The sequence below is a fragment of the Streptomyces megasporus genome, from assembly GCF_000718985.1.
Classification (GTDB): Bacteria; Actinomycetota; Actinomycetes; order Streptomycetales; family Streptomycetaceae; genus Streptomyces; species Streptomyces megasporus.
Genome location: NZ_JODL01000008.1, coordinates 63,922 through 88,132, shown reverse-complemented (window position 1 = coordinate 88,132; position 24,211 = coordinate 63,922). Strand labels below are relative to the sequence as shown.

The 24,211-nt window shown below is 73.0% G+C and carries 25 protein-coding genes; 16 read left to right on the top strand and 9 right to left on the bottom strand.

Features of this window, described 5'->3' with window-relative positions; all coding sequences use genetic code 11:
* Positions 1 to 22: 22 nt before the first annotated feature.
* The 5 genes from IF47_RS0109820 to IF47_RS0109800 all read right to left on the bottom strand — a co-directional run bounded on the left by IF47_RS0109820 (position 23) and on the right by IF47_RS0109800 (position 5,136).
* A complete protein-coding gene (locus IF47_RS0109820) occupies positions 23 to 1,429 on the bottom strand; it encodes a HAMP domain-containing sensor histidine kinase (RefSeq protein ID WP_031508136.1) in 1,407 nt (468 codons plus the stop codon).
* The gene (locus IF47_RS0109815; RefSeq protein ID WP_031508135.1) at positions 1,426 to 2,169 is read right to left on the bottom strand and encodes a response regulator transcription factor; all 744 of its coding nucleotides are present in this window, start codon (positions 2,167 to 2,169) and stop codon (positions 1,426 to 1,428) included. Before IF47_RS0109815 ends, IF47_RS0109820 begins: the two co-directional genes overlap by 4 nt.
* Before the next feature lie 16 nt (positions 2,170 to 2,185).
* Positions 2,186 to 3,166, bottom strand: coding sequence for a S1C family serine protease (locus IF47_RS0109810; protein ID WP_031508134.1), 981 nt, complete (start codon positions 3,164 to 3,166; stop codon positions 2,186 to 2,188).
* Between the two features lie 95 nt (positions 3,167 to 3,261).
* Positions 3,262 to 4,287 (bottom strand): LacI family DNA-binding transcriptional regulator, encoded by a 1,026-nt coding sequence (locus IF47_RS0109805; protein ID WP_031508133.1) that lies wholly within the window; start codon positions 4,285 to 4,287, stop codon positions 3,262 to 3,264.
* Between the two features lie 24 nt (positions 4,288 to 4,311).
* A complete protein-coding gene (locus IF47_RS0109800; protein WP_031508132.1) occupies positions 4,312 to 5,136 on the bottom strand; it encodes a response regulator transcription factor in 825 nt (274 codons plus the stop codon).
* A 268-nt stretch (positions 5,137 to 5,404) separates the two neighbouring features.
* Here IF47_RS0109800 and IF47_RS0109795 point away from each other — a divergent pair, with 268 nt between their 5' ends.
* The 7 genes from IF47_RS0109795 (at position 5,405) to IF47_RS0109770 (ending at position 10,033) form a co-directional block, all read left to right on the top strand.
* Positions 5,405 to 6,226, top strand: coding sequence for an alpha/beta hydrolase (locus tag IF47_RS0109795; protein ID WP_425423568.1), 822 nt, complete (start codon positions 5,405 to 5,407; stop codon positions 6,224 to 6,226).
* Between the two features lie 12 nt (positions 6,227 to 6,238).
* Positions 6,239 to 6,505 (top strand): MoaD/ThiS family protein, encoded by a 267-nt coding sequence (locus IF47_RS0109790; RefSeq protein ID WP_031508129.1) that lies wholly within the window; start codon positions 6,239 to 6,241, stop codon positions 6,503 to 6,505.
* A complete protein-coding gene (locus IF47_RS27640; protein ID WP_078591686.1) occupies positions 6,502 to 7,551 on the top strand; it encodes a hypothetical protein in 1,050 nt (349 codons plus the stop codon). The genes IF47_RS0109790 and IF47_RS27640 overlap by 4 nt, the downstream gene beginning before the upstream one ends.
* A gap of 99 nt (positions 7,552 to 7,650) precedes the next feature.
* Positions 7,651 to 8,349: an LmeA family phospholipid-binding protein gene (locus IF47_RS0109780; protein ID WP_031508126.1), complete on the top strand. Its 699-nt coding sequence runs from the start codon at positions 7,651 to 7,653 to the stop codon at positions 8,347 to 8,349.
* Between the two features lie 256 nt (positions 8,350 to 8,605).
* A complete protein-coding gene (locus IF47_RS32115; protein WP_425423569.1) occupies positions 8,606 to 8,689 on the top strand; it encodes a putative leader peptide in 84 nt (27 codons plus the stop codon).
* Positions 8,690 to 8,845: 156 nt separating this feature from the next.
* Positions 8,846 to 9,688 carry a sulfurtransferase gene (locus IF47_RS0109775; protein WP_031508124.1) on the top strand — a complete coding sequence of 281 codons (843 nt, stop codon included), beginning with the start codon at positions 8,846 to 8,848 and terminating at the stop codon, positions 9,686 to 9,688.
* A gap of 57 nt (positions 9,689 to 9,745) precedes the next feature.
* A complete protein-coding gene (locus IF47_RS0109770) occupies positions 9,746 to 10,033 on the top strand; it encodes a DUF1416 domain-containing protein (RefSeq protein WP_031508123.1) in 288 nt (95 codons plus the stop codon).
* 209 nt (positions 10,034 to 10,242) lie between these two features.
* Here the strand turns inward: IF47_RS0109770 and IF47_RS0109765 are convergent, their stop codons facing one another.
* Positions 10,243 to 10,611, bottom strand: coding sequence for a DsrE family protein (locus IF47_RS0109765; RefSeq protein WP_031508122.1), 369 nt, complete (start codon positions 10,609 to 10,611; stop codon positions 10,243 to 10,245).
* A 107-nt stretch (positions 10,612 to 10,718) separates the two neighbouring features.
* Here IF47_RS0109765 and IF47_RS0109760 point away from each other — a divergent pair, with 107 nt between their 5' ends.
* From IF47_RS0109760 to IF47_RS0109725, 7 genes are all read left to right on the top strand, one after another.
* Entirely contained in the window at positions 10,719 to 11,564 is an 846-nt protein-coding gene (locus IF47_RS0109760; protein ID WP_031508120.1) for a hypothetical protein, read from the top strand.
* On the top strand, positions 11,561 to 12,367 hold the full coding sequence (locus IF47_RS0109755; protein WP_031508119.1) for a hypothetical protein: 807 nt from the start codon (positions 11,561 to 11,563) through the stop codon (positions 12,365 to 12,367). The genes IF47_RS0109760 and IF47_RS0109755 overlap by 4 nt, the downstream gene beginning before the upstream one ends.
* Positions 12,364 to 13,350, top strand: a complete 987-nt coding sequence (locus tag IF47_RS0109750; RefSeq protein WP_245641064.1) for a hypothetical protein — start codon at positions 12,364 to 12,366, stop codon at positions 13,348 to 13,350. The genes IF47_RS0109755 and IF47_RS0109750 overlap by 4 nt, the downstream gene beginning before the upstream one ends.
* 321 nt (positions 13,351 to 13,671) lie before the next feature.
* On the top strand, positions 13,672 to 14,241 hold the full coding sequence (locus tag IF47_RS0109740; RefSeq protein ID WP_031508115.1) for a heme-binding beta-barrel domain-containing protein: 570 nt from the start codon (positions 13,672 to 13,674) through the stop codon (positions 14,239 to 14,241).
* 96 nt (positions 14,242 to 14,337) lie between these two features.
* A complete protein-coding gene (locus tag IF47_RS0109735) occupies positions 14,338 to 14,802 on the top strand; it encodes a Fur family transcriptional regulator (RefSeq protein WP_031508113.1) in 465 nt (154 codons plus the stop codon).
* Positions 14,803 to 14,811: 9 nt separating this feature from the next.
* The gene (ygfZ, locus tag IF47_RS0109730) at positions 14,812 to 15,783 is read left to right on the top strand and encodes a CAF17-like 4Fe-4S cluster assembly/insertion protein YgfZ (protein WP_031508112.1); all 972 of its coding nucleotides are present in this window, start codon (positions 14,812 to 14,814) and stop codon (positions 15,781 to 15,783) included.
* A gap of 340 nt (positions 15,784 to 16,123) precedes the next feature.
* Positions 16,124 to 16,840 carry a S1 family peptidase gene (locus tag IF47_RS0109725; protein WP_031508111.1) on the top strand — a complete coding sequence of 239 codons (717 nt, stop codon included), beginning with the start codon at positions 16,124 to 16,126 and terminating at the stop codon, positions 16,838 to 16,840.
* Positions 16,841 to 16,998: 158 nt separating this feature from the next.
* On the opposite strand, the gene IF47_RS0109720 is transcribed toward IF47_RS0109725, so the two are convergent.
* From IF47_RS0109720 to IF47_RS0109710, 3 genes are read right to left on the bottom strand one after another with little or no spacing between them, the layout of a single operon-like run.
* A complete protein-coding gene (locus IF47_RS0109720; protein ID WP_031508110.1) occupies positions 16,999 to 19,365 on the bottom strand; it encodes an ABC transporter permease in 2,367 nt (788 codons plus the stop codon).
* Between the two features lie 6 nt (positions 19,366 to 19,371).
* Entirely contained in the window at positions 19,372 to 20,217 is an 846-nt protein-coding gene (locus IF47_RS0109715) for an ABC transporter ATP-binding protein (protein ID WP_078591685.1), read from the bottom strand.
* Positions 20,214 to 20,720, bottom strand: a complete 507-nt coding sequence (locus IF47_RS0109710; RefSeq protein ID WP_031508107.1) for a PadR family transcriptional regulator — start codon at positions 20,718 to 20,720, stop codon at positions 20,214 to 20,216. The genes IF47_RS0109715 and IF47_RS0109710 overlap by 4 nt, the downstream gene beginning before the upstream one ends.
* 157 nt (positions 20,721 to 20,877) lie before the next feature.
* Between IF47_RS0109710 and IF47_RS0109705 the strand changes: the two genes are divergently transcribed.
* Both IF47_RS0109705 and IF47_RS0109700 read left to right on the top strand, forming a co-directional pair.
* Positions 20,878 to 22,155 carry an ABC transporter substrate-binding protein gene (locus IF47_RS0109705; protein WP_031508106.1) on the top strand — a complete coding sequence of 426 codons (1,278 nt, stop codon included), beginning with the start codon at positions 20,878 to 20,880 and terminating at the stop codon, positions 22,153 to 22,155.
* A gap of 281 nt (positions 22,156 to 22,436) precedes the next feature.
* Positions 22,437 to 24,191 carry a glycoside hydrolase family 13 protein gene (locus IF47_RS0109700; protein ID WP_078591684.1) on the top strand — a complete coding sequence of 585 codons (1,755 nt, stop codon included), beginning with the start codon at positions 22,437 to 22,439 and terminating at the stop codon, positions 24,189 to 24,191.
* Positions 24,192 to 24,211: the final 20 nt, after the last annotated feature.

The following is a 24,211-nucleotide window of genomic DNA, read 5'->3' as shown; positions in this document are numbered from 1 at the left end:
GGTGATCGGACGGGCCCGGCGGTCAGGGAAGGCGGTCCGGTGGGGGCGTGGGGGCGCCGGGGAGGCGGAGGATCGCCTCCGTGCCGCCGCCCCCCGCCGGGCGCAGGGCGATCTCGCCGCCGCTGCGGCGGACCGTGCGGGCCACGATGGACAGCCCCAGTCCGGAGCCGGGGAGGCTGCGGGCGGACGGGGAGCGCCAGAACCGGTCGAAGACGTGGGGCAGTTCCTCCTCCGGGATGCCCGGACCGTGGTCGCGCACCCGCAGGACGCCGTCGGCGAGGACGACCTCGACCGTCCCGCCGGGCGGGGAGAACTTCACGGCGTTGTCCAGCAGGTTGACCACCGCCCGTTCCAGGGCGGCCGGTTCGGCGCGCACGTACCAGGGCGCCAGTTCGGCGGTGACGGTGATGCCGGTGCCGCGCAGCCGGGCGCGCTCCACGGCCCGCTCGGTGGTGTCGTGGAGGCCGACCACCTCGACGGACCCGCCGGCGGCGACGGCGTCGGGGCGGGAGAGTTCCTGGAGGTCGCCGATGAGCGAGGCGAGTTCGGCGATCTGCGCCCGCACCGACTCCAACAGGGCCCGACGGTCCTCCGGCGGCAGCGAGCGGCCGGTCCGCTCACTGCGCACCAGCAGGTCGATGTTGGTGCGCAGGGAGGTGAGCGGGGTGCGCAGCTCGTGCCCGGCGTCGGCGATGAGCTGCTGCTGGAGGTCGCGGGAGGTGGCCAGGGCGGCGGTCATGGCGTTGAAGGAGCGCGACAGGCGGGCGATCTCGTCGTCGCCCTCCACGGGGATGCGGACGGCCAGGTCCTCGGTGCGGGCGACGTGTTCCACCGCGTCGGTGAGCCGGTCCACCGGTCGCAGGCCCGCGCGGGCGAGCCCGACGCCGGCGCCCGCCGAACCGAGCACGCCGGCGGCGGCGACCAGACCGAGGACGATGCCGAGGGTGTTCAGGGAGTCGTCGACCTCGTCCAGCGGGCGGGCCACGGTGGCGGCGACGTTCGTGCCCTCCAGCGGGGTCGTCAGCGCCCGGTACTCGGTGCCGCCGGCGGTGACGGTGCGCAGGGCCTCCGGGCGCTCGCCGCGCGCTACCGCCACGTCGGAGGCGGAGACCGGCAGCGGTTGCTCGCCGAAGACCACGCAGCTCGTGCCGGTGCCGTCCACGAGCTGCACCGTGGAGTCGAAGGGGTTGGGCAGGGACCGCCGTTCCTCCTCGGGCACCGCCCGGCACTGCCCCCCGGCCCGGACGAAGTCCAGGGCCAGCCGATCGACCTGGTTGCGGCGCAGGGCGTCGTCGAGGGAGTCGACGAGCTGGGCGCGCACCAGGAACCAGGCGGACGCGGCGCACGCCGCCACCGCGACCGCCACCGCCGTCGCGACCAGCAGGGCCAGGCGCGAGCGCAGCGGCAGGGCGTTGAACCAGCGGGTCACCGGCCGGCGCTCCCCGGCCCCTCGCGCAGCACGTAGCCGACGCCCCGCACGGTGTGCAGCAGGCGGGGCTCGCCGCCCGCCTCGGTCTTGCGGCGCAGGTACATCACGTACACGTCCAGGGAGTTGGAGGAGGGTTCGAAGTCGAAGCCCCAGACGGCCTTGAGGATCTGTTCGCGGGTGAGGACCTGACGCGGATGCGCCAGGAACATCTCCAGCAGGGTGAACTCCGTCCGGGTCAGCTCCACCGGCCGTCCGCCGCGGGTCACCTCGCGCGTGGTGAGGTCCATCCGCAGGTCCGCGAAGGTCAGCACCTCGGTGTCCTCTCCGCCCGCCTGCTCGCGCGCGTAGGAGCTGCGGCGGAGCAGGGCGCGGATGCGGGCCAGCAGCTCGTCCAGCTCGAACGGCTTGACCAGGTAGTCGTCGGCGCCCGCGTCCAGGCCGGTAACGCGGTCGCCGACGGTGTCCCGCGCGGTGAGCATCAGGATGGGGACGGTGGCGCCGGCCGCGCGCAGCCGCCGGGCGGCGGTCAGTCCGTCCATGCGCGGCATCAGCACGTCCAGGATCACCAGGTCGGGGCGGTGCGCCTCGACCCGTTCCAGGGCCTCCAGCCCGTCGGAGGCGAGGTCGGTCTCGTAGCCCTCGAAGGCCAGGCTGCGGCGCAGGGCCTCTCGTACGGCCGGCTCGTCGTCGACGATCAGCACGCGCGCGGACGCGGGTGTGGGGTTGGCGGCGGAGGTCATGGACGCGAGTGTCGCATCACCGGCCGGCGCCGGCGCGGAGGTCGTCGAGGATCTCCTTCACGTCGTTGATCGGGACCGCGAAGCCCAGGCCGATGCTGCCCGCCTCGGAGGCCGAGGAGGCGTTGGAGTGGATCGCGGAGTTGATGCCGATCACCCTGCCGTCCAGGGTGACCAGCGGGCCGCCGGAGTTGCCGGGGTTGAGGGAGGCGTCGGTCTGGATGGCCCGGTAGGTGGTGGTGTCCCGGCCGAGTTCGCCGTTGTACTGCCCGCCGCCGAACTCGAACGGCCAGGAGCCGTCGCCGCGCGGCCCGCCGTTCCCGTCCTCCCGTTCCACGGTGACGTCGCGGTCCTTGGCGGAGACGATGCCGCTGGTCACCGTGCCGGACAGGCCGCGGGGGGAGCCGAACGCCACGACCCGGTCGCCGATGGCGACCGCGTCGGAGTCGCCGAGTTCCGCGGGGTCGAGGTTCCGGGCGCCGTCCACCCGGATCAGCGCCATGTCGAGGTCGGGTTCGGTGCCGACGATCTCGGCCCGGGCGGTGTCGCCGTCGGAGAAGGTGACCTCGATCCGTCCCGCGCCGGCGACGACGTGGTTGTTGGTGAGGATCTCGCCGTCCTCGGAGATCACCACGCCGGAGCCGGTCGCGGAGCCGGAGGAGGAGGAGGCGTCGATCTCCACGACGCTGGGGCCGACGGCCTTCACCACGTCCGCGACACTGGCCTCGGCGGCGGTGTTCGTCCCCCGGACCGCGGAGACGCCGGGGGAGGCGGAGCCGTCCGTGGCCGCCCCGCCCACCAGGGCGGCGGTGCCGCCGCCGACGGCGGCCGACACGATCGCCACGGCCGCCAGCAGTCCGACCGGCCGGCGGGCCCGCCGACGGGAGCGCGTCCCCGGGGCGGGCGCGGGCGTCGGTTCGGAGGCGGGCGCGGGCGGAGCGAACAGGGGCTCGTGGGTCGGGCGGGGCGGATACGCGGGGTGCGTGTCGTGATCGCTCATACCGACGACTGTGCGCGTCCGGTATGAGAATTTTATGAGAGCCGACTGAAACCCGGGGAAGAGTCCACCGGGAGGGGTTCGGAAAGGCGCGTGGGTCAGTCGCCGCAGCCGCAGGAGCGGCGCACCACCAGGCCCGTGGGGAACTGGCGGACGCGCTCGCGCCGCGAGCCCGTCACCCGCAGCCCGTCGTCCAGCACCAGGTCCACCGCCGCCCGGGCCATGGCCTCGCGGTCCGAGCCGACCGTGGTGAGCGGCGGGTCGGTCAGCGCCGCCTCCTTGACGTCGTCGAAGCCGGCCACCGCCAGTTCGCCGGGCACGTCGATGCCCAGTTCGCGGGCGGCCCGCAGCACGCCGATGGCCTGGTCGTCGGTGGCGCACACCAGCGCGGGCGGGCGATCGGGGCCGCCGAGCAGGTCGAGCGCGACGCGGTAGGTGTCGTAGCGGTTGTAGGGGGCCTGGAAGAGTCGGCCGTCGGTGGAGCGGCCCGCCTCCTTCATCGCCCGGCGCCAGCCCTCCACGTGGTCGGTGACCGGGTCGCCGTAGGCGGGGGTGGACTCCACGCCGCCCAGGCAGGCCACGTACTCGTGGCCGTGTTCCAGCAGGTGCCGGGTGACCATCTGGGCGCCGCCGACGTCGTCGAGGACGACGGCCACGTCGTCGATCGCCTCGGGCCGCCGGTGCAGCAGCACCACGCGGGCGTCCCACGCCTCTATCTCGGCGGCGGCGCGTTCGCTGGGCCCCTGGCTGATCAGGATCAGGCCCGAGACGCGCATGCCGAGGAAGGCGCGCAGGTAGTGCACCTCGCGCTCGTCGAGGTAGTCCGAGTTGCCGACGAGCACCATCTTGCCGCGGTCGGCGGCGGCCTGTTCGACCGCGTGCGCCATCTCCGCGAAGAACGGCTGCCGGGCGTCCGGGACGATCAGCCCTATGAGGTCGGTGCGCCGCGAGGCCATCGCCTGCGCCACCCGGTCCGGTCGGTAGCCCAGCTCCTTGATCGCCGCGAGCACGCGCTCGCGGGTCGCCGGGGCGACCGGTCGCGGACCGTTGTTGATCACATAGCTGACGACAGCGGTCGACGTACCCGCCAGTCTCGCCACATCGTCCCGCGTCACCTTCGCCACAACGGGCAGTCTACGCGCGGTGTGTCAGTTTCCTCCCCGTCTTCCTTCCCCTCGTGCCGAGGCCGCCCGGCCCTCGCCCGCCCTGCCGCCGGCCGCCGCCCGCGCCATCTCCTCGGCGGCGTCCACGGTGGCTCTGGCGTCCTCGCGGGCCCTCTTCTCCTCCGCGGTCGGTTCCTTCTTCTCCGGGAGGACGAAGCGGTAGCCGACGTTCCGGACGGTTCCGATCAGCGACTCGTGCTCGGGGCCGAGCTTCGCCCGCAGCCGCCGCACGTGGACGTCGACGGTGCGCGTGCCGCCGAAGTAGTCGTAGCCCCACACCTCCTGGAGGAGCTGGGCCCGGGTGAACACCCGGCCGGGGTGCTGCGCCAGGTACTTCAGCAGCTCGAACTCCTTGAAGGTCAGGTCCAGGACCCGGCCCTTGAGTTTGGCGCTGTAGGTGGCCTCGTCCACCGACAGGTCGCCGGTGCGGATCTCCATGGGGCTGTCGTCCCCGGCCAGTTGCCGGCGGCCCGCGGCCAGCCGCAGCCGGGCCTCGACCTCGGCCGGTCCGGCGGTGTCCAGCAGGACGTCGTCGACGCCCCACTCGGCGGTGACGGCCGCGAGTCCGCCCTCGGTCACCACCAGGATCAGCGGGCAGCTCAGCCCGGTGGAGCGCAGGAGCCGGCAGAGCGAGCGCGTCTGGGGGAGGTCGCGGCGACCGTCGACGAGGACGGCGTCGGCGCCGGGGGTGTCCACGAGGGCCGGCCCCTCGGCGGGGGCCACCCGGACGTCGTGGAGGAGCAGGCCGAGCGCGGGCAGGACCTCGGTCGAGGGCTGGAGTGCGTTGGTCAGCAGAAGTAGCGAGCTCATGACGTCGAGTTCCTTCCCCGGCCCCGTGGGGCACGTGTGGCGGCACTGCTTCGTACGGCGCTCCGAAAGCACAAAAGGACCCGGGGGCGGCGCTGCCCGGATCCTCTCGTCGTCGAGAATATCCCACATGGACGACGGAACAGAGGGCTCCGCGCATCTCCACCGTGGCGGGCCGGTCACCGACGGTGTCGGTCGGGCGGCGGCGCGAAGGCCCCCTCGAAGGCCCGTGCGGACCCCTCTGCGGAGGCGTCTGAGGACGGACGACGGAGTGGGCGTCGACGCCCTGTACCTGCCCCGTCACGGGTGCGCGGGGGGCCGGGAGACGGATGCGGAGGGGTCGGGTCCGGGCGGACTCGCGATCGTCGTCGCGCACGGTTTCACCGGTTCGCTGGAGCGGTCCGCGGTGCGACGAGTGTCACAGGCGTTCTCCCGACACGCGGCCGTGGTCGCGTTCTCCTTCCGCGGTCACGGCCGGTCCGGGGGGCGGTCCACCGTCGGCGACAAGGAGGTGCTGGACCTCGCCGCGGCGGTGCGCTGGGCCCGCTCCCTGGGGCACTCCGCGGTGGCCACGGTGGGCTTCTCGATGGGCGGCTCGGTGGTGCTGCGGCACGCGGCGCTGTACCGGCCGAAGGAGCGGATCCGCGGACGTGGGGACGCGCACGCCGACGCCGTCGTGGCCGTGAGCGCGCCCGCCCGCTGGTACTACCGCGGCACGGCGGCCATGCGCCGGGTCCACTGGGTGATCCAACGCCCGCTGGGGCGGCTGGTCTCCCGCTACGGGCTGCGCACCCGCGTCCACCACCGGGACTGGGACCCGGTGCCGCTGTCGCCGGTGGAGGCCGCGCCGCTGATCGCGCCGACCCCGCTGCTGGTGGTGCACGGCGACCGGGACGCCTACTTCCCGCTGGACCACCCCCGGTCGCTGGTGGCCGCCGCCGACTCCGCGACCACGGAACTGTGGGTGGAACACGGCTTCGGGCACGCCGAGAACGCCGCGCCCCCGGAGCTCCTGGACCGGATCGGTTCCTGGGTGACGGCGCACGCCGGCCGGCCGACCCGCCATCATGGTGGCTGCACGACGGACGGCTGAGAGGGAATCACCATGCCGAGCGGCATGATCCGCTACTGGGCCGCGGCCAAGGCCGCCGCCGGGATCACCGAGGAACGGTACGACGCCCACACGCTCGCCGAGGCGCTGGCGGCGGCGCGCGAGAGGCACGCCGACCGGCCGGACTTCGCGCGGGTGCTGACGCGCTGCTCGTTCCTGGTGGACGGCGAGCCGGTCGGCAGGCGTGACCACACCATCGTCCGACTGACCGAGGGCGGCACCGTCGAGGTGCTTCCCCCCTTCGCGGGAGGCTCCCGATGAACGACCAGCGGTACCCCCAGGGCCGTCCGCACCACCCCCTGCCCTCCCAGCAGCCGTACGACGCGCAGGGCCCGTACGGTTCGCACGGTTCGCACGGTGGCCAGGGCCCGTACGGCTCCCACGGCTCGTACGGCTCGTACGGCGACCAGGGCCAGGCGGGGTACGGACCGGCCGTCCCCGACGGCTCCGCCTCCCCGCCGCCGCAGTACCCCGGCCCCGTTCCGCCGGGGCGGGACGGCATCTCGGCCGGCACGACCGCCCCGGCCGCCGCGCCGGCGGCCACCGCCACGGTGGACGCCCCCTCCCCCGCCGCGCACCGCACCGGCGACCCGATCATCGCGCCGGGTCTGCTGCCCGCCGCCCTCACCACCGTCCTCGCCGTGCTGCTCGCGGTCGGCGCCCGGCTCCCGAGCCCGGTGACGGCCCTCGCCGTGGTGCTGCTCCAGGCCGTCACCGCCGCCGGCTGGTACCGGCTCAACGGGATGTGGCCGGCCCGCCAGGGCATCGCGCTGGCGTTCCTCGGGGGCGTCACCGCCGACGTCGCGCTGCTGACGGTCGCCGACGAGCACGCCCCGGTCGCCGTCGTCGGCACGCTCGGCGTCTGGTGCGTGCTGGTCCTCACCCTCCAACTGCGCAACCACAGCTCCCCCGACGAGCGCCTGTACGCCCTGACCGCCGGGGTGGCCTCCACCGCGCTCGCCGTGCTCGCCGCCGGCCACCTGGCCGCCGAGCCCGACGCGGTGACGGTCGGCGCCCTCGCCGTGGCCGCCGCGACGCTCGCCCGGGCGCTGCCGCTGCCGGGCCCGGTCTCCCTCCTCGTCGCGGTGGCCGCCGCCGCGGGCGCGGGTATCGCGGCCGGGGAGTTCACCTCCCTGGGCACGTCGGGCGCGGTGCTGGGGTCGGCCGCCGGGGTGTGCGCGCTGATCGGACTGCGGGTGGCGAGCTACGACTTCCCCTCCCGGTTCGTCCACATGACGGCGGGTGTGGCGCTGCCGCTGACCGCCGCCGTGCCGGCCGTCTACCTGCTCGGCAGGGCCCTGGCGTAGACCTCCCGCGCTAGGCTCGCCGGAACTCGAGCGGCCTCCGTCGACGTCGTTCACTCCGAGCAGCCCGATCGATCCCGGCCACCCAGGGGGACCACCACGATGCGTGCACTACGGACACTTCTGATCCTTCTGGTCCTCCTGGGCGGCCTGTTCGTCGGTGCCGACCGGCTCGCGGTCGGTTTCGCGGAGGACGAAGTGGCCGCACGGATCAAGAGCGCCAAGGGGCTGAGCGAGCAACCCTCCGTGGAGATCCACGGCTTCCCGTTCCTGACCCAGATTCTGGGCAAGGAGTTGGACTCGGTCGACGCCACGCTGGACGGGCTGACCGTCACGGTCGGCGGTCGCGAGGTCGAGGTCACCGAGGTGGACGTCGCGCTGAGCGACGTGCGGCTGGAGAACAACTTCTCCACCGCCGTCGCCGCCCGGGCCACCGGCAGCGCCCGGATCACCTACACGGACCTGAGCGAGAACGTCGGCGAGAGTTACACCATCGGCTACGCGGGCGCGGAGCGGGCCGCGAAGAACCAGGTCAAGGTGGAGGCGAACGCGGGGCTGCTGGGTCGGGCCCTGGAACTCACCCTCCACAGCACCGTCAGCGTGGCCGACGGGGACACCGTCCGCCTGCACGCCGAGGAGATCCCGGAGATTCCCCTGGCGGAGAACCTGATACGGGACCGGACCGACCTGGACCTGGCGCTCGAGGGCCTGCCCGCGGGGCTGAAGCTGGAGAAGGCCGAGGTGGACGAGAAGGGCGTCGTGCTCCACCTGACGGGCACGGACGTGAACCTGGCCGGCTGACCGGTTGACCGGCCGGCCGGCGCGGGAGCGCGGGACGGCCCCACGGCCCGCCCGACGGTCCGTCTCCGGCCCGTCTCCGGCCCGTCCGACACGCGAGACGGGTGTGTCCGGGGCCGGACGCGCCCACCGGCGCGCCGACCCGTCGATCCGGGCGGTTCCGCGACCCTTCGCCCGCAATCTCGACATTCGGACGATGATGTCTTGAAGTATGGAACGACGGTGACACGTCCGCCCTTCCGTCCCTACGATCGGACCCATGATGCGACAGGCGGATCTCACCAAGCGACGGGCAGTCGATCTGTGCCGTGTCGCCGCCATGCTCTGTCGCGCCGTCCTCTGACGGCTGACCTCGGTGCCTCCGTAGCCCGGACCGCAGCCGCGCACCGTCCCGCTGTCCCGCTCCGCGACGTACAGCACCGTGCGTGCCCGCCGGCGCCCGGCGCCGTCACGCACGCACTCCCAGCACACCCCCTGAACTGCCCTCCGGAGGAGAGACATGAGTCGCAGTGACGTCCTGGTGGACGCCGACTGGGTCGAGGCGCACCTCGACGACCCCAAGGTGGTCATCGTCGAGGTCGACGAGGACACCACGGCCTACGAGAAGAACCACATCAAGAACGCCATCCGGATCGACTGGAAGACCGAGCTCCAGGACCCGGTGCGCCGTGACTTCGTCGACAAGGCCGGCTTCGAGGAGCTGCTGTCCGAGAAGGGCATCTCCAACGACGACACCGTCGTCCTCTACGGCGGCAACAACAACTGGTTCGCGGCCTACGCCTACTGGTACTTCAAGCTCTACGGCCACCAGGACGTGAAGCTCCTCGACGGCGGCCGCAAGAAGTGGGAGCTGGACGCCCGCGAGCTGGTCACCGAGGTCCCGTCCCGCCCGAAGACCGAGTACAAGGCGAAGGAGCAGGACGCCTCCATCCGCGCCTTCCGCGACGAGGTCCTCGACGCGATCGGCAAGAAGAACCTGGTGGACGTCCGCTCCCCCGACGAGTTCAGCGGCAAGCTGCTCGCCCCGGCCCACCTGCCGCAGGAGCAGTCGCAGCGTCCCGGCCACATCCCGACCTCCCGCAACATCCCGTGGTCGAAGAACGCCAACGACGACGGCACCTTCAAGTCGGACGAGGAGCTGAAGGCCCTCTACGAGGAGGCGGGCGTCGACTTCTCCAAGGACACCATCGCCCTGTGCCGCATCGGCGAGCGCTCCTCGCTCACCTGGTTCGTGCTCCGCGAGCTGCTGGGCCAGGAGAACGTCAAGAACTACGACGGCTCCTGGACCGAGTACGGCTCGCTGGTGGGCGTGCCGATCGAGCTCGGCCCCGGCGACAACTGAGCCGCGTTCCCCGATCCACTCCTCCACTTCCCAGCAGAGAAGGAAGAGCACCGAGACATGTGCGGAGCCCAGGCAGGCGGTCCTGACGCCTCCACCATCAGGCCCGGCGAGACGACGATCCAGGGCCAGGTGACCCGCGACGGCGAGCCCGTCACCGGGTACGTCCGTCTTCTGGACAGCACCGGCGAGTTCACGGCCGAGGTTCCGACCTCCGCCACCGGCCAGTTCCGCTTCTACGCGGCCGAGGGCACCTGGACCGTGCGTGCGCTGGTGCCCGGCGGCAAGGCGGACCGCACCGTCGTCGCCCAGAAGGGCGGTCTGACGGAGGTCGCCATCGCCGTGTGACGGCGGTGACCACGGCGGCGGCCCGGCGGTGAGGGGCCGCCGCCGCGAGCGTACGGAGGCCGCGCCCACGAGGGTTGGACACCATCGGGCGCGGCCTCCGTGCTCGTCCGCCGCCCCCGCTCGGAGCCTTCTCGGGGCCTTCCCGGGGTCTCCCCGGAGTCGTCCCGCAGCCGTCCCCGAGGGAGCGCGGACGGTGCGTCGGCGGCGGGTCAGTAGACGAGCGCCTGCACGCCCTCGCCCATGATCTCGCTGACGAAGACCTGCGCCCCGGCGATGCGCACGCCCTCGATCACGTCCTTCTCCTCGATGTCGCGTCGCGCCGCGCACTGGGTGCACAGCGTGACCCGTCCGCCCGCCAGGATGCCGTCGATCAGCTCCGGCAGCGGCGCGGAGTGCGGCAGTTCGAACTCGGCCGCCCGTCCCGGCAGCGCGAACCACGCCGACTCGCCGGTCAGCCAGAGCGACACCTCCACCCCGCCGGCCACGGCCACCGCGGCCACCGTGAAGGCCTGCGAGCACCGCTCGGGCGCGTCCGCCCCGGCCGTCACCTTGATCACGAGCTTCTTCGAGTCAGCCATGCGCCCCACGGTAGTCCGTACCGCAATCCGATCGTGATCGGCAGGGGCACAACCTTCCGTCCTCCGCTCTTGTCAGTGAACTGACAAGAAGTGCGAGGTGACACCCCATGTCCGCGTTCCCGCCGCCCCCGGCGGAGCCCTCCGGTCCCCCGCCGGAGCACCCGCCGCAGGCCGGGTCCGGCGCTCCCGAGACACCCGAGACCGCCGCGACCCCCGCCCCGACGCGCCGCCGCGGCCGTACCGCCCTGCTGATCGCCTGCGCCGCGCTGCTCGGCACCGTCGCCGGTACGGCCGTCGGCTACACCGTGCAGGCCGACCGCGACCCCACACCGCTGCCGCCGCTGTCCCAGGCCGAGCTGTCGTACCCGAAGAAGCCGCTGCCGAAGGACCGGGAGCCCGAACCGCTCACCGCCGAGGAGGACCGGCGGGTGAGGACGGACGGCGACCTGCGCGAGCTGCTCGTGAAGCAGCCCAAGGGCGCACGGGAGCCGGACCTGGTCCCCGACGACGACGGCTGGCTCTCCCCGTCCGCCTACGCCCTGGAGTTCGACCACCCCGACTACATGTTCACCCACCTGGCCCAGGACGAGGGGCTGCGCCGTGTCGCGGCCGTCTCCTGGGAGGAGGGCCGGTACCGGACGGTGGACATCAGGCTCGTCCAGTTCCGGGAGGACCACAAACGCGCCGCTCTCCCCTTCCTCAACGGCCAACAGGCGTACATGCCCGACGACGAGCACGCGGGCAACGAGGGCAAGCCCCTGAAGGGCTCGAGCAACGGCCGGTACTACGTCTACGACCGACCCACGCGCGAGCCGGGCTACCTCCCGATGTACCGGACCCGGGCCATCGCCCAGCGCGGGGACATCGTGATGGACGTCTGGATCCACGACACCGAACCGATCAGCGAGCGGGACATCAGAACCCTCGGCGAGCGCCAACTGGAGCGGCTGTGAACGAACCGGAGAACGGCACCGGGACCACATCCGAACCCCACGGCGAGCCGCACCCGAAGGCGGGCCGGTCCCGTCGCGCCCTCCTGCCGGCCCTGGCCGCCCTCCTGGTCCTCGGCGCGGTGGGCGGCGGCCTCGCCTACACCAAGAGGGTCGTGGACGGCGCCGACCGCTCGGCCCCCGCCGAGGCCTGGAAGAAGCCGGCGAAGACCCCCTCGGACGACGACCCCGTCCAGGACCCCGAGAAGGGGCGCTCCGACAGCGCGCTGCGGAAGAAGCTGCTCCCGGTGCCCGATTACTTCGCCCTCGGCCCGGACATCGCCGAGTTCGGCAACGACGCGGAACTGAGCGGCAGGCAGGCCCGGGCCCTGATGGAGGAGAGCGGCAGGGGGCTGCCCCCCAAGCAGCGGCGGGAACACCGCGAGTACGTCGACAAACTGCGCCTCCAGGGCGTGGTGATGCGCTCGTACGTGTCGGACACCCACGGTTTCGTCGCCGAGATCCAGATCGCCCGGATGACGAACGAGAAGGCCGTCCGGGACATGAGCGGATTCCGGTCCGAGCTGCTCGACGCGCTGTCGGTCTTCCGCGACGGGCCGAGGATCAAGGGGCACGAGAACGCCGAGTGCTTCCTGCCGCCCAAGGACGACGAGACCGACCTGGAGTCGATGTTCTGCACGGCCCACCAGGGCGAGCTGTTGGTCTCCTACTCCGTGGACGGCACCAAGCCCTTCCCGAAGAAGGACGCCGCCGAGCTGCTGAAGGACCAGCTCGACCACCTGGAATCCCCGGGGGAGTACATATGACCGAGTGCGTGACCAACGAGCCGGAGCGCGTCCGGGACGACTCCACCCCGACCGCCCCGACCACCCCGACCGCCCCGGCGGACCAGGCGGCCCCGACGGCTCCGACGGCCCTGACGGAGACGGTCGAGCCCCCCGCCGGCGCGGAGGACGCCGGGGCCGCCACCGCGCCGTTCCGGGCGCCCGATCTCCACGCCCCGCCCCCGTCGCCGCGCCGTCGCCCCTCCACCCGCGTCCTGCGGGCCGTCGGACGGTGGACGGCCGTCGTGGCCGCCTTCGGCGTGTTCTGCGCGGGCACCGCCTACGGCATCACCCGGATGGAACGCCACGAGGTGCCCGGCCTGGCCACCGAGAACGACGGACGCTGGGAGTACCCGGAACTCACGCTGCCCGCCCTCCCCTCGGGCTCCCCGCGCCCCTTCACATCGGGAAACATCGCCGAGATCCACCACGCCGACCTCCGCGACCTGCTGCTCCCGGCACCCGAGGGCGCGAAGGAGGACGAGGGGCTGCCCTCGCCGAAGGGCGGCTGGGTCACGATCGAGGACTACACCGGGCTCTACGGGAAGGACGACGGCGAGGCGCTGCGGCAGCGGCTGGTGGACGACGCCGTGCGGCACATCGCCGCCCGCGGCTGGACGATGCCGGACGGCACCCGCACGAGCGTCCACCTGCTGCGGTTCAACAGCGGCACCGCCGCCCACTACTTCCACGCCGAGGCCCTGGCCGGAGGAACCACCCCCGGCATGGACCTGGCCGAGGCCCCTGAGTCGGTGCTCGACGAGGAGTGGCCGATCCACGCCCGCCCGGAGAACGTCCTGGTGTACTCCTACGACGAGGCGAAGCCGCGCGGGAAGACCCACACCCGTCACGCCTACCTGCTCGCCGGGGACACCCTCGCCCTGGTCGTCCAGTCCCGGGAGGGCACGGCCCCCGCCGTGCCGTACTGGCAGACGGTGATCCTTCAAGCCCAGCTCCTGGGCTGATCCCGCCTCCTCCGGCCGGCTCGCCCGAGCGTGCGAAGGCCGGTTCCGCGACGGGGCGGCGCACCTCACAGCGTCGCCCCGCCACGGGCCGACTAGACTCGGTCGCGGGCCGTCCACCGGCCCGTTCGTCACATGCGAAGCGAGGAGCGCTCCCGTGCTTGAGGCATTCTTCACCGCCCTGCTGGTCCTGGTCTGCATCGGCGTGCTGGCGTTCATGGGTCTGACCGTGAAGAAGCTCTACCAGGGCCAGCGCTGACCCTCGCCCAGGCCGACCGGCCGCCGTCCCGTCCGTCACGCCCTCGACAGATCGTCTGAGCATCCATGATCGAGATCCCGTCCGACCTCCACCCGGACCTCGTGCCCCTCGCCTTCCTCCTCGGCAACTGGACGGGAGTGGGCGTCGCCGACTTCCCCGGGCGCGAGCAGTGCAACTTCGGGCAGGAGGTCACCTTCACCCACGACGGCCGGGACTTCCTGGAGTACGTCTCGCATAGCTGGGAGCTGGACTCCAAGGGCGAGAAGGTCAGCCCCCTGGAGACCGAGACCGGCTACTGGCGGATCGACTCCGACCGCAAGATCGAGGTCGTCATGGTCCGCGACCGGGGCATCGCCGAGGTCTGGTACGGCGAGATGGCCGAGAAGAAGCCCCAGATCGACCTGGCCACGGACGCCGTCGCCCGGCTCGCCTCCGCCGGCGAGTACTCCGGCGGGAAGCGCCTGTACGGCTACGTCAAGGGCGACCTGATGTGGGTGGGCGAGCTGGCCACCCCCGACCCCGACCGCCCGCTGCGCCCGTACATGTCGGCCCACCTGAAGAAGGTCGTCGACCCGAGCGAGTGGGCGAAGGACCTCAAGGACCTCCCGGACGACGGGATCGCCTTCTTCAAGTAGTCGGCCCGAGGGGTTCGGCCGGCGGCTCCGACCGCGGCCCCGGGATTCGCTCCTCGTACGCCCCATCTCCGGCGGCCCTCCTCCTACACTGGCCGTGTGGTGAGCACCGACTGGCAGAGCGACCTACGCAGACGCGGATACCGGCTGACGCCGCAGCGCCAGCTCGTGCTGGAGGCCGTGGACAAGCTGGAGCACTCCACCCCGGACGACATCCTCGCCGAGGTGCGGCGCACGGCGGGGAGCGTGAACATCTCCACCGTCTACCGCACGTTGGAGCTGTTGGAGGAGCTGGGGCTGGTCAGTCACGCCCATCTGGGCCACGGCGCTCCCACCTACCACCTCGCCGACCGGCACGACCACATGCACCTGGTGTGCCGGGACTGCGGCAAGGTGATCGAGGCCGACGTGTCGCTGGCCGCCGACTTCACCGACCGGCTGCGGGAGAAGTTCGGCTTCGACACCGACATGAAGCACTTCGCGATCTTCGGCCGGTGCCGGGACTGCCCGGAGGAACGGGACGGCGAGGAGAGCGGCGGGAACACCGGCGACCCGGAGCCGTAGGCTGGTCGCATGTCGTACAAGAGCCCTCTGCTGTCGCTCCCCGGAGCCGTCCCCGCCGAGGGGCCGGACGAAGGCGTCGCCGCGCACTACGGCGACCTCTTCCGTGAACAGCGCACCCTCGCGGACGGCGGCGGACTGGTGGACCTCTCGCACCGCGGCGTGGTCACGGTCTCCGGCGCCGACCGGCTGAGCTGGCTGCACCTGCTGCTCACCCAGCACGTGAGCGAGTTGGAGCCCGGCCGCGCCACGGAGGCGCTGATCCTCTCCCCCCACGGCCACGTCGAGCACGCGCTCTACCTGGTCGACGACGGCTCCACGGTGTGGATCCACGTCGAGCCGGGCACCCAGGAGGCGCTGATCTCGTACCTGGAGAGCATGAAGTTCTTCTACCGGGTCGAGGTGCGGGACGCGACGGCCGAGTACGCCGTGGTCCACCTCCCGGCGGGTTCCATCACCGAGACCCCCGAGGGCGCGGTCGTCCGCGAGACGCCGTACGGGCGGGACGTGTTCCTGCCGCGCGGCGAGCTGGAGTCCTTCGCCGCCTCCCACGGTCCGTTGATCGGCGCGCTGGCCCTGGAGGCGCTGCGCGTGGAGGCGCACCGGCCGCGGCTGGGCCTGGAGACCGACCACCGGACGATCCCGCACGAGGTGGGCTGGATCGGCACGGCCGTCCACCTGGACAAGGGCTGCTACCGGGGCCAGGAGACCGTGGCGCGCGTCCACAACCTGGGGAGGCCGCCGCGCCGGCTGGTCTTCCTCCACCTGGACGGCAGCGAGGTGCACCTGCCCGGCCACGGCACGCCCATCCGCCTGGCGTCGGACGGCGAGGAGGGGCGGCAGCTCGGCTTCGTCACCACCTCCGCCCGCCACCACGAACTGGGCCCGATCGCGCTGGCCCTGGTGAAGCGGAACGTCCCCGTGGACGCCGAACTGCTGGCGGGCGACACGGCGGCGGCCCAGGAGGTCGTCGTCGAGCCGTAGGGCGACCGACCTCCCGACGGCGGTCACGAACGACGCCCGGCGCTCGATACGGAGACGAGCGCCGGGCCGTGCGGGTTTTCGAGGCCGGGTGACGGACGTCTGTCGCGTCGTACCACCGGCGTGCGCGGCCCGTGCGGCGGCGCGAAACGGCCTTCCGCCGGGGTCGCGGACGGCGCGTCCACCTGTGAGTTCCACCTGCGAACTCCGCGACCGCGCCGGGGTGATAGCCCCGTGTTATCGCCGATCGGCATTATCCAGAACGGTCCTCGACCGGGAATCCTGGTGGCTCCCCCACAGAACACACGCGCAATGTTCGCGTGTCTTTTCGAAATGAGGAGCCTTGCGCATAACCAGGCTGATTCCCACCCTCATCGCCGCTCTGCTCGCCGTGCTCACCCTCGCCCCCACGGCCGCCGTGGCCAAGGAGCAGCCCGGCAGTGGCGGACCCCAGCCGATCATCGGCGGCGGGTACGCGCAGAACGCGCCCTGGGCGGCCCGGCTGTTCTCGAACGGCAGGGAGACCTGCTCCGCCACGATCATCGCCCCCACCTGGATCCTCACCGCCAAGCACTGCGTCAGCGGCGGCGGGCTGTCGTTCCGCATCGGCAGCCTCGACCAGCACAGCGGTGGCGTCGTCGCCAACGGCACCCAGGTGTACAACCACTCCTCGTCGGACCTGTCGCTGGTCCGCCTCGACCGCTCCGTCTCGGCGACCTACGCGCGTCTCGGACAGCCGGGCACGGTGTCGGTGGGCCAGACCGTGCAGGTCTACGGCTGGGGCGCGACGTCCCGGTGCGGTTCCGAGGCCAACTGCCAGTCCCAGTACCTGAAGGTCGCGAACGTGACCGTGACCGGCGCGTGCCGTGACGCCTACAACGGCTCGGCGATCTGCGCCCGGCGCGGTGACGGCATCACCGCGGGCGGCGACTCCGGCGGCCCGATGATGGCCAACGGCGTCCAGGTCGGCGTCGCCTCCACCAGCGACCGGCAGACCACCACGGCGTACACGAACGTGACCGCCTACCGGTCCTGGATCCAGTCCATCGCGGGCGTCTGATCCCCTGTCCGCTCTCCTGGTTCTCCCTTGATTCCCTTCCCTCCCGGCCGTGACGGTGCGAGAGGGAGGACGGGGGCGGGGTCCCACCGCGGGCACTCCCGTCCCGCGCGGCGACCGGCGTACACCGCCGGTCGCCGCGGCGCGTCTGGAGGTCGCCGCTAGAGCGTCTCGCTGAGGGTGTCCGCGATGCGGCGGCGGGCCGTGCGGGCGGCCGGGACGAGCGAGGCCGCGACCGCGACCGCGAGGGCCGCCGCGCACACCAGCAGCAGGGCTCCCGGGGACGGGGACCGGGCGATGCCGGCGCCGATGCCGCCGGCACGGCCCAGGAGGTCGATCAGCCAGTCGCCGGCGAGGACGCCGAGCACCGTGCCGAGCAGCGCGGCGACCAGCGCGGTGAGTGCGGCGGAGACCACGATCACCCCGGCGATCTGGCGGGGCGTCAGCCCGATCGCCTTGAGCGCCAGCAGGTCGCGTCCCCGGTCGCGCGCCCGTGCGCCGATGGTGGTGGACAGTTCGATGAGGCCGATCAGGGCGAGCACCGCGACCAGCCCGACGACGACACCGCGCACGGCGGAGAGCCCGTCGGCGGGGTTGGGGACCCGCCGGACCTCCAGCCGTCCGTCGCCGGCGGCCACCAGGTCGGCGGCGACCTCGTCCGCGTCGGCGCCGTCGCGGAGCACCAGGTGGTGGACGTCGGGCCGGGTCGGGCCGCGGTCGCCCGGTTCCGGGTTGTCCAGTTCCAGGTTGTCCAGGGACGTGGAGATCGTCCGGCCGCCGTCCTCGGGTTCGATGCCGCGTCCCACGATGTGCAGGATCTGCGGGCGGCCCTGGACCGTCATCCGCACCCAGTCGCCGACGCCCACGTCCAGCAGGTCCAGCAGGCCCTGGCCGGCCACGGCCTCGTCCGGGCCGGTGGGGAGGCGTCCCTCGGCGAGGGCGAACGGGTAGGGGCGCTCGTCGGTGCCCAGGCCGCGCAGGGTGATGGTGCCGGTCTGCCCCGGCACCAGCGCCGCGACCTCCACGCCCGGGTGGACGGCGATGACGTCCGGGTGCGCGGCCGACAGCCGCTCGATCTCCGAGCCGCTCCCCCCGTCGGCGCCTCGGCCCGTGCCGGGCTCGTCGGGGGCGCCATCGCGGACGGTGAGCGCGGCGGGGAGGCCGATCTCCTCGGGGTGGCTCTGGAACCGGTCCAGGGTGGTCCACGCGCCCAGCGCGACCGTGATCAGCATCAGCGGGACGGCCAGCCGTCCCACGGCGGCCGGCGAACGGAACCGGCCGGTGAAGGCGCCGCGCCAGCCGAGCACCAGGGCGGGGGGCAGGCCCCTGCCCAGCATCCGTCGCTCCACCGACGTCAGCGGGCCCGGGCCGCGCGGCACCGCCGTCCGCGCGACCGGCACCGGCGGCACCCGGCCCGCGCGCCACGCGGCCAGCCAGGTCGCCAGGGCGATGAACAGCACCACGCCGGCCGTGGTGACCGACACCGTCCAGGTGTGGCTGGGCAGTCGGCGCCACAGGTCCACCGCCTCCCCGATCCGGCCTGGGATGCCGGCGCCCAGCAGTTCGGTGACGGCCGCGCCGCAGGCGACCCCGAGGAGGGCGAAGGCCAGGTGCTGGACGAGGAAGACGCGGACCACCTGGGCGGGGGTGAAGCCGATGGCCTTGAGTACGGAGATGTCCCGCAGGTGGCCGTGGATCCGGGTGCCGATCGCCCCGGCCACGGCCAGCGCCGCGGCCAGCAGCGCTCCGAGTCCGAAGAGTCCGAGCAGCAGTCCGAGCAGCCGTCCCTCGCCCTCGGCCTCGGCGCGTGCCTGTTGCCAGCGGGTCACCTCGGTCACCCGGTCGGCGCCGATCGCGGTGACCGCCCGCTGGACCATGAAGTCGGTGTCGTCGGGGTCGTCCAGCCGCAGCCCGACCGTCCGTCCGGTGTGCTCGGGGTCGGGCGCGATCCGGCGCAGGCCCTCGGGGGGCAGCCATCCGGTGCCGGGCCGCTCGCCGGGCGCGTAGCGCGGCTCGGCGGTGTCCGCGACGCCCACGACGCGCAACCGGTGCTCGGCCCCGCCCGCGCCCCGGACGGTGAGCGTGTCGCCGGTCTCGGCCCACAGGGCGCCGGCCAGGGAGGAGTCCAGGACGATCTCGTCGTCGGCTCCCGCCTTGGGCCAGTGTCCGTCGTGGATCAGGGGGCGGCTCACCCGGGGCGGTTTCGGGCCGGCGGCCCGCAGTTCGACGGTCGCCCGCGCGCCGCCCAGTTCCACGGTGGCGCGGGCGGTGTCGAAGGGGCCGGAGACGTCCGCGACGCCCTTCAGGTCCGCCAGGTCCTCCGGCTGCGCGTCGGCGCGGGTGTGGATCCACACGTGCGCGCCCTCGGACTGGGTGAAGATCCGCTGCCAGGGGTCGGCCGCGTAGGAGAACAGCGCCGCGGCCAGCAGCAGGGAGGCGGTGATCCCGGCCGTGGCCAGGACGATGAACAGCGCCTCGCCGCGGTGCGCCCGCAGGTCGGCGTGGGCCCAGCGCAGGATGGCGCGCACGTTCCGTCAGTCCTTCAGTTCGAGCACGCCGGCCACGCCCGTGCCGCGCCGTCGTGCGCCGTCGCCGTCCGCGTCCAGGACCGCGTCGTCGACGACACGGCCGTCGAAGAGGCTGATCACCCGGTCCGCGGCGCTGGCCAGCCGGGCGTCGTGGGTGACCAGCAGGATGGTCTGGCCGCGCGCGTGGAAGCGGGAGAGCAGTCGCAGCACCTCGCGGGTGCCCTTGCTGTCCAGGCTGCCGGCGGGTTCGTCGGCCAGCAGCAGGTCGGGGTGGTTGACCAGGGCTCGGGCCAGGGCGACGCGCTGCTGTTCGCCGCCGGAGAGCTCGCCGGGCATGCTGCGTTCCTTGCCGGCCAGGCCGAGTTCCTCCAGGAGTTCGGCGCGGTCGGCGCGGGCCCGCTTCGGTCCGCGCCCGGCCAGCAGGGCGGGGAGTTCGACGTTGTCGGCGACGGTCAGGTTGGAGACGAGGTTGAAGAACTGGAAGACGATGCCGATGCGGCGGCGGCGCAGCACCGCCCACTGGGCCTCGCCGTAGGAGTCCAGGGACGTCCCGTCGAACCAGATGCCGCCGCTGTCGGGTCTCTGGAGCCCGCCGAGGAGGTGGAGCAGGGTGGACTTGCCCGCGCCGGAGGGGCCGGTGACGGCGACGAACTCGCCGCGCTCGATGTCGAGGTCCACTCCTCGCACGGCCTTCACCGGGGCGCCCTCGCCGTGGTGGGTCTTGACCAGCTCCCGGGCCCGGACGATGGGGTGCGCGGCCGGCGGGGTGCCGGGGGCACCGTCGGCGTGAGCGCCGGGGTGGGCGTCGGAGCGGTTGTCGGAGTGGGCGTCGGGCGCCTCGGCACGGCTCATTCGAACTCCTCCTGGCACCGCTCCAGCCAGTCGAGGTCGGCCTGGAGGTGCAGCATCGCGCCCTCGATGAGGAGCTGTGCCACCCGGTTGTCCCGGTCCTCGCCGGCGGCCAGTCTGGACAGGGCTCGCATGGTGTTCAGGTACTGGCGGCGCTGTTTGTTGATCAGGGCGATCCGGTCGGCCAGTCCGGTCTGCGGGGCGAGCGCGAGCTTCATGAAGAACTCGTCGCGCACCCGCGGCTCGTCGGTCGGCTCGTCGAACCAGGCCCGCACCGCCTCGCGTCCCGCCTCGGTGAGCCGGTAGATCCTCTTGTTGGGCCGGGTGGACTGGGCGACCTCCTCGCCCTCGATCAGACCGGCCTTCTCCAACCGGCCCAGGGTGACGTAGATCTGCCCGACGTTCGGCTGAGGGTACGCCGCGCCCAGGAGCTTCTCAAGGTCCTGTTTGAGCTCGTAGCCGTGGGCGGGGCCGGACGCGAGGAGAGCCAGGAGCGGCAGGCGCACGCGTGCTCTCCTCCTTCCCGCCCCGGGCGGGTCCGGTGCTGTCGGACACCTGTCGACGGGGTCCGTCCGGCGTCTAGTATCGCCCATGCCCAACGGGTATATATGGGCCGAACGTCCGGCGCTCGACGAAAGAGGCCGGTGCACGGGGGAGGAGCCTATGCGGTGGTCGCGGGCCGCGGGGAGGGGTCTCCTGGCCGCCGCCGTGGCCCTGGCGGGATACGCCGTGTCGAGTGCCCCCGCCGTCGAGTCGGTCGCGCACGACGGGGGGCGCGGGCCGATCACGCTGGTCACCGCCGGGGACTTGACGGACTACCTCGACCCGGTGCTGGACGACTGGAACCGCTCGCACCCCGATGAGCGGGTCACCCTGGTGGAACTGCCGGACTCCGCGGACGAGACGCGGGCCCAGATGGTCACGAGCCTGCGCTCCGGCAGCGACCGCTTCGACGTGCTGAACATCGACGTGGCCTGGACGTCGGAGTTCGCCGCGGCGGGTTGGATCGCCCCCGTGGAGCCGGACCGCTTCCCGCTGGACACCTTCCTGCCGCCGGTGGTGGACACCGCCACCTTCGGCGGCCGGCTCTACGCCGTCCCCTACGTGACCAACGCCGGGCTGCTGTACTACCGCTCGGACGTGCTGGAGGCCGAGGGCGAGGAGCCCCCGCGCACCTGGGACGAGTTGGAGCGGCTCGCACAGGAGGTCGCGCCGGAGCACGGGTTGGACGGCTACGCGGGCCAGTTCCTGCCGTACGAGGGCCTGACGGCCAACGCCACCGAGGCGATCCGCTCGGCCGGCGGCTCCCTCCTCGGCGACGAGGGGGCGACGGTGACCGCGGACTCCGCCGCCACCGAGGAGGGGCTGCGCTTCCTCGCCGACGGGGTGCGGAAGGGGTGGATTCCCGAGGAGGCCCTGGGCTGGAAGGAGGAGGAGTCGCGGCTGGCGTTCCAGGAGGGCCGGCTGCTCTTCCTCCGCAACTGGCCGTACGTGTACGCCCAGGCCAACGGCGAGGACTCCAAGGTCGCCGGGAAGTTCGAGGCGGTGCCGCTGCCGGGGCCGGACGGTCCGGGCGTCAGCGTGCTGGGCGGCTCCAATCTGGCGGTCAACTCCCGCTCCCGGCATCCGGAGACGGCGGCCGACCTCATCGCGTACCTCACCGGCGAGCAGGTGCAGCGTCGGGTGCTCACCGAGGGTTCGCTGCCGCCGGTGCGGGCCGACCTGTACTCCGACCCCGAGCTGGTCCGCGACTTCCCGTACCTGCCGACGCTGCGCAAGAGCGTCCTGGCGGCCGAGCCGCGTCCCAAGAGTCCGCGGTACGACCAGGTGAGCCTGGTGGTGCAGGCCGTGGTGCGCGACGCGATGGCGGGGCGTCAGACACCGCGTCAGGCCGTCGTCCGGCTGGCGCGGGAGCTGCGTTCCGTGGCACACGAGGACTGAGTCCCTCCTCTCACTCCCATCTCTCTCCCCTACTTACTTGTTAAGTATCCCCAAGGATCACCATGCGCCACTTCCATGGGGAGCAACCAGAACAAACTAGCCCATAAAAGGGCGGTTTCTTGCGCACTCGTTGACACCCGACTGTCATCGCTACCTAACATGCATGCATAACGGCGGAGCGCCACGGCGCGCACCGCTCCTTTGCAAATCCTCCCCTTCACGTAATTCGTCACGTTTCGTCTCCGGGGTGACCCCGAGAGCAGGAAGACGGGATCCCAGGGATGCTCACAGCCACGCCTCACAGCGGCATCTCACCCCGCCCCGACCGGGCCGGCGCGGCGTCCGGCACGACGTCCGGCACGGCGCGGGACTGGTGGCGGGACGCGGTCATCTACCAGGTCTACGTCCGCAGCTTCCTCGACAGCACCGGGGACGGCATCGGCGATCTGGCCGGAGTCCGCGCCGGGCTGCCGTACCTGAAGAAGCTGGGCGTGGACGGCATCTGGCTCAGCCCCTTCTACCCCTCGCCGCAGCACGACCACGGCTACGACGTCGCCGACTACTGCGGTGTGGACCCGACCTACGGCGACCTGGAGGAGTTCGACCGGCTCGTGGCCGCCGCCCATCGGCTGGGCCTGAAGGTCGTCATCGACATCGTCCCCAACCACTGCTCCAGCGAGCACCCCTGGTTCCGCGCCGCGCTGGCGGAGGGGCCCGGCGGGGAGCACCGCGCCCGCTTCCACTTCGCCGACGGCCGCGGCCCGAACGGGGAGCTGCCGCCCAACAACTGGCGGGCGATGTTCGGCGGGCCCGCCTGGTCCCGCGTCACCGAGCCCGGCGGCCCGGCCGGCGCCCCCGAGCCCGGCCAGTGGTACCTGCACCTGTTCACGCCCGAGCAGCCCGACCTCAACTGGCGGAACCCCGCCGTCGCCGAGTACTTCGACCGGGTGCTGCGGTTCTGGCTGGACCGGGGCGTGGACGGCTTCCGCGTCGACGTCGCCGCCGGCCTCTTCAAGCACCCCGACCTGCCCGACTCCCCCGACCCCGAGGCCGACGAGCGCACCCGGGACTCGGTCAACCCGCTGGCCTGGAACCAGCCCGAGGTCCACGAGGTGTGGCGCCGCTGGCGCGCGCTGTGCGACGAGTACGCCGACCGCGACGGCCAGGACCGGCTGCTGGTCGGCGAGGTGTCCGTCCCCACCGCCCGCGAGCACGCGAAGTACGTGCGCCCCGACGAACTGCACCAGGCGTTCTTCTTCCACCTGCTGAGCGCCCCCTGGGACGTGGACGCCTTCCGCAAGGTCATCGACGAGGCCCTCACCGACATCGCCGGCACCGGCTCCACCGTCACCTGGGTGCTCAACAACCACGACCAGGTCAGGACCGTCACCCGGTACGCGGGCGAGGGTTGTGCCTCCGGGGTTTCCGGGACGGAGCCGTGGAACGTCGACCTGGGCGCCGCCCGCGCCCGCGCCGCCGCCCTGCTGATGCTCGCCCTGCCCGGCGCCGCCTACGTCTACCAGGGCGAGGAGCTCGGCCTGCCCGAAGTGGTGGACCTGCCCGACGAGGTGCTCACCGACCCCATCTTCCGCCGCACCGGCAGCCGCCGCCGCATCCGCGACGGCTGCCGCGTCCCGCTGCCGTGGTCGGGCCACGCCTCGCCCTTCGGCTTCACCTCGGGCGCGGAGGAGGCCCGCCCGTGGCTGCCCCAGCCGGACTGGTTCGCCGAGCACGCCACCGACCGGGCGCTGGCCGACACCCGCTCGTTCTGGCACCTCTACCGCGACGGCCTCCAGCTCCGCCGCGGACTCCCCCAACTCGGCGAGGGGACGCTGCGCTGGCTGGACGCCCCGCCCGAGGTCCTCGCCTTCGAACGCGGCGACGGCCTGATCTGCGCGGTGAACTTCGGCACCGCCCCCGCGCCCGCCCCGGTGCCCGGCACCCCGCTGCTCTCCAGCGGCGAGTGCCCGGACGGCGTGCTCCCCGGCTCCACCGCCGCCTGGTGGGTCACCGACACCGCGCCCCACCCCCACTGACGCCCCACCCCGACCAGACC

Bases quoted from the DNA above. Each gene is read 5' to 3' on its own strand.
- IF47_RS0109810 (WP_031508134.1), bottom strand. From the start codon at position 3,166: ATGAGCGATCACGACACGCACCCCGCGTATCCGCCCCGCCCGACCCAC.
- IF47_RS0109700 (WP_078591684.1), top strand. From the start codon at position 22,437: ATGCTCACAGCCACGCCTCACAGCGGCATCTCACCCCGCCCCGACCGG.
- IF47_RS27640 (WP_078591686.1), top strand. From the start codon at position 6,502: ATGAACGACCAGCGGTACCCCCAGGGCCGTCCGCACCACCCCCTGCCC.
- IF47_RS0109790 (WP_031508129.1), top strand. From the start codon at position 6,239: ATGCCGAGCGGCATGATCCGCTACTGGGCCGCGGCCAAGGCCGCCGCC.
- IF47_RS0109715 (WP_078591685.1), bottom strand. From the start codon at position 20,217: ATGAGCCGTGCCGAGGCGCCCGACGCCCACTCCGACAACCGCTCCGAC.
- IF47_RS0109775 (WP_031508124.1), top strand. From the start codon at position 8,846: ATGAGTCGCAGTGACGTCCTGGTGGACGCCGACTGGGTCGAGGCGCAC.
- IF47_RS32115 (WP_425423569.1), top strand. From the start codon at position 8,606: ATGATGCGACAGGCGGATCTCACCAAGCGACGGGCAGTCGATCTGTGC.
- IF47_RS0109765 (WP_031508122.1), bottom strand. From the start codon at position 10,611: ATGGCTGACTCGAAGAAGCTCGTGATCAAGGTGACGGCCGGGGCGGAC.
- IF47_RS0109760 (WP_031508120.1), top strand. From the start codon at position 10,719: ATGTCCGCGTTCCCGCCGCCCCCGGCGGAGCCCTCCGGTCCCCCGCCG.
- IF47_RS0109750 (WP_245641064.1), top strand. From the start codon at position 12,364: ATGACCGAGTGCGTGACCAACGAGCCGGAGCGCGTCCGGGACGACTCC.
- IF47_RS0109815 (WP_031508135.1), bottom strand. From the start codon at position 2,169: ATGACCTCCGCCGCCAACCCCACACCCGCGTCCGCGCGCGTGCTGATC.
- IF47_RS0109705 (WP_031508106.1), top strand. From the start codon at position 20,878: ATGCGGTGGTCGCGGGCCGCGGGGAGGGGTCTCCTGGCCGCCGCCGTG.
- IF47_RS0109800 (WP_031508132.1), bottom strand. From the start codon at position 5,136: ATGAGCTCGCTACTTCTGCTGACCAACGCACTCCAGCCCTCGACCGAG.
- IF47_RS0109740 (WP_031508115.1), top strand. From the start codon at position 13,672: ATGATCGAGATCCCGTCCGACCTCCACCCGGACCTCGTGCCCCTCGCC.
- IF47_RS0109780 (WP_031508126.1), top strand. From the start codon at position 7,651: ATGCGTGCACTACGGACACTTCTGATCCTTCTGGTCCTCCTGGGCGGC.
- ygfZ (WP_031508112.1), top strand. From the start codon at position 14,812: ATGTCGTACAAGAGCCCTCTGCTGTCGCTCCCCGGAGCCGTCCCCGCC.
- IF47_RS0109770 (WP_031508123.1), top strand. From the start codon at position 9,746: ATGTGCGGAGCCCAGGCAGGCGGTCCTGACGCCTCCACCATCAGGCCC.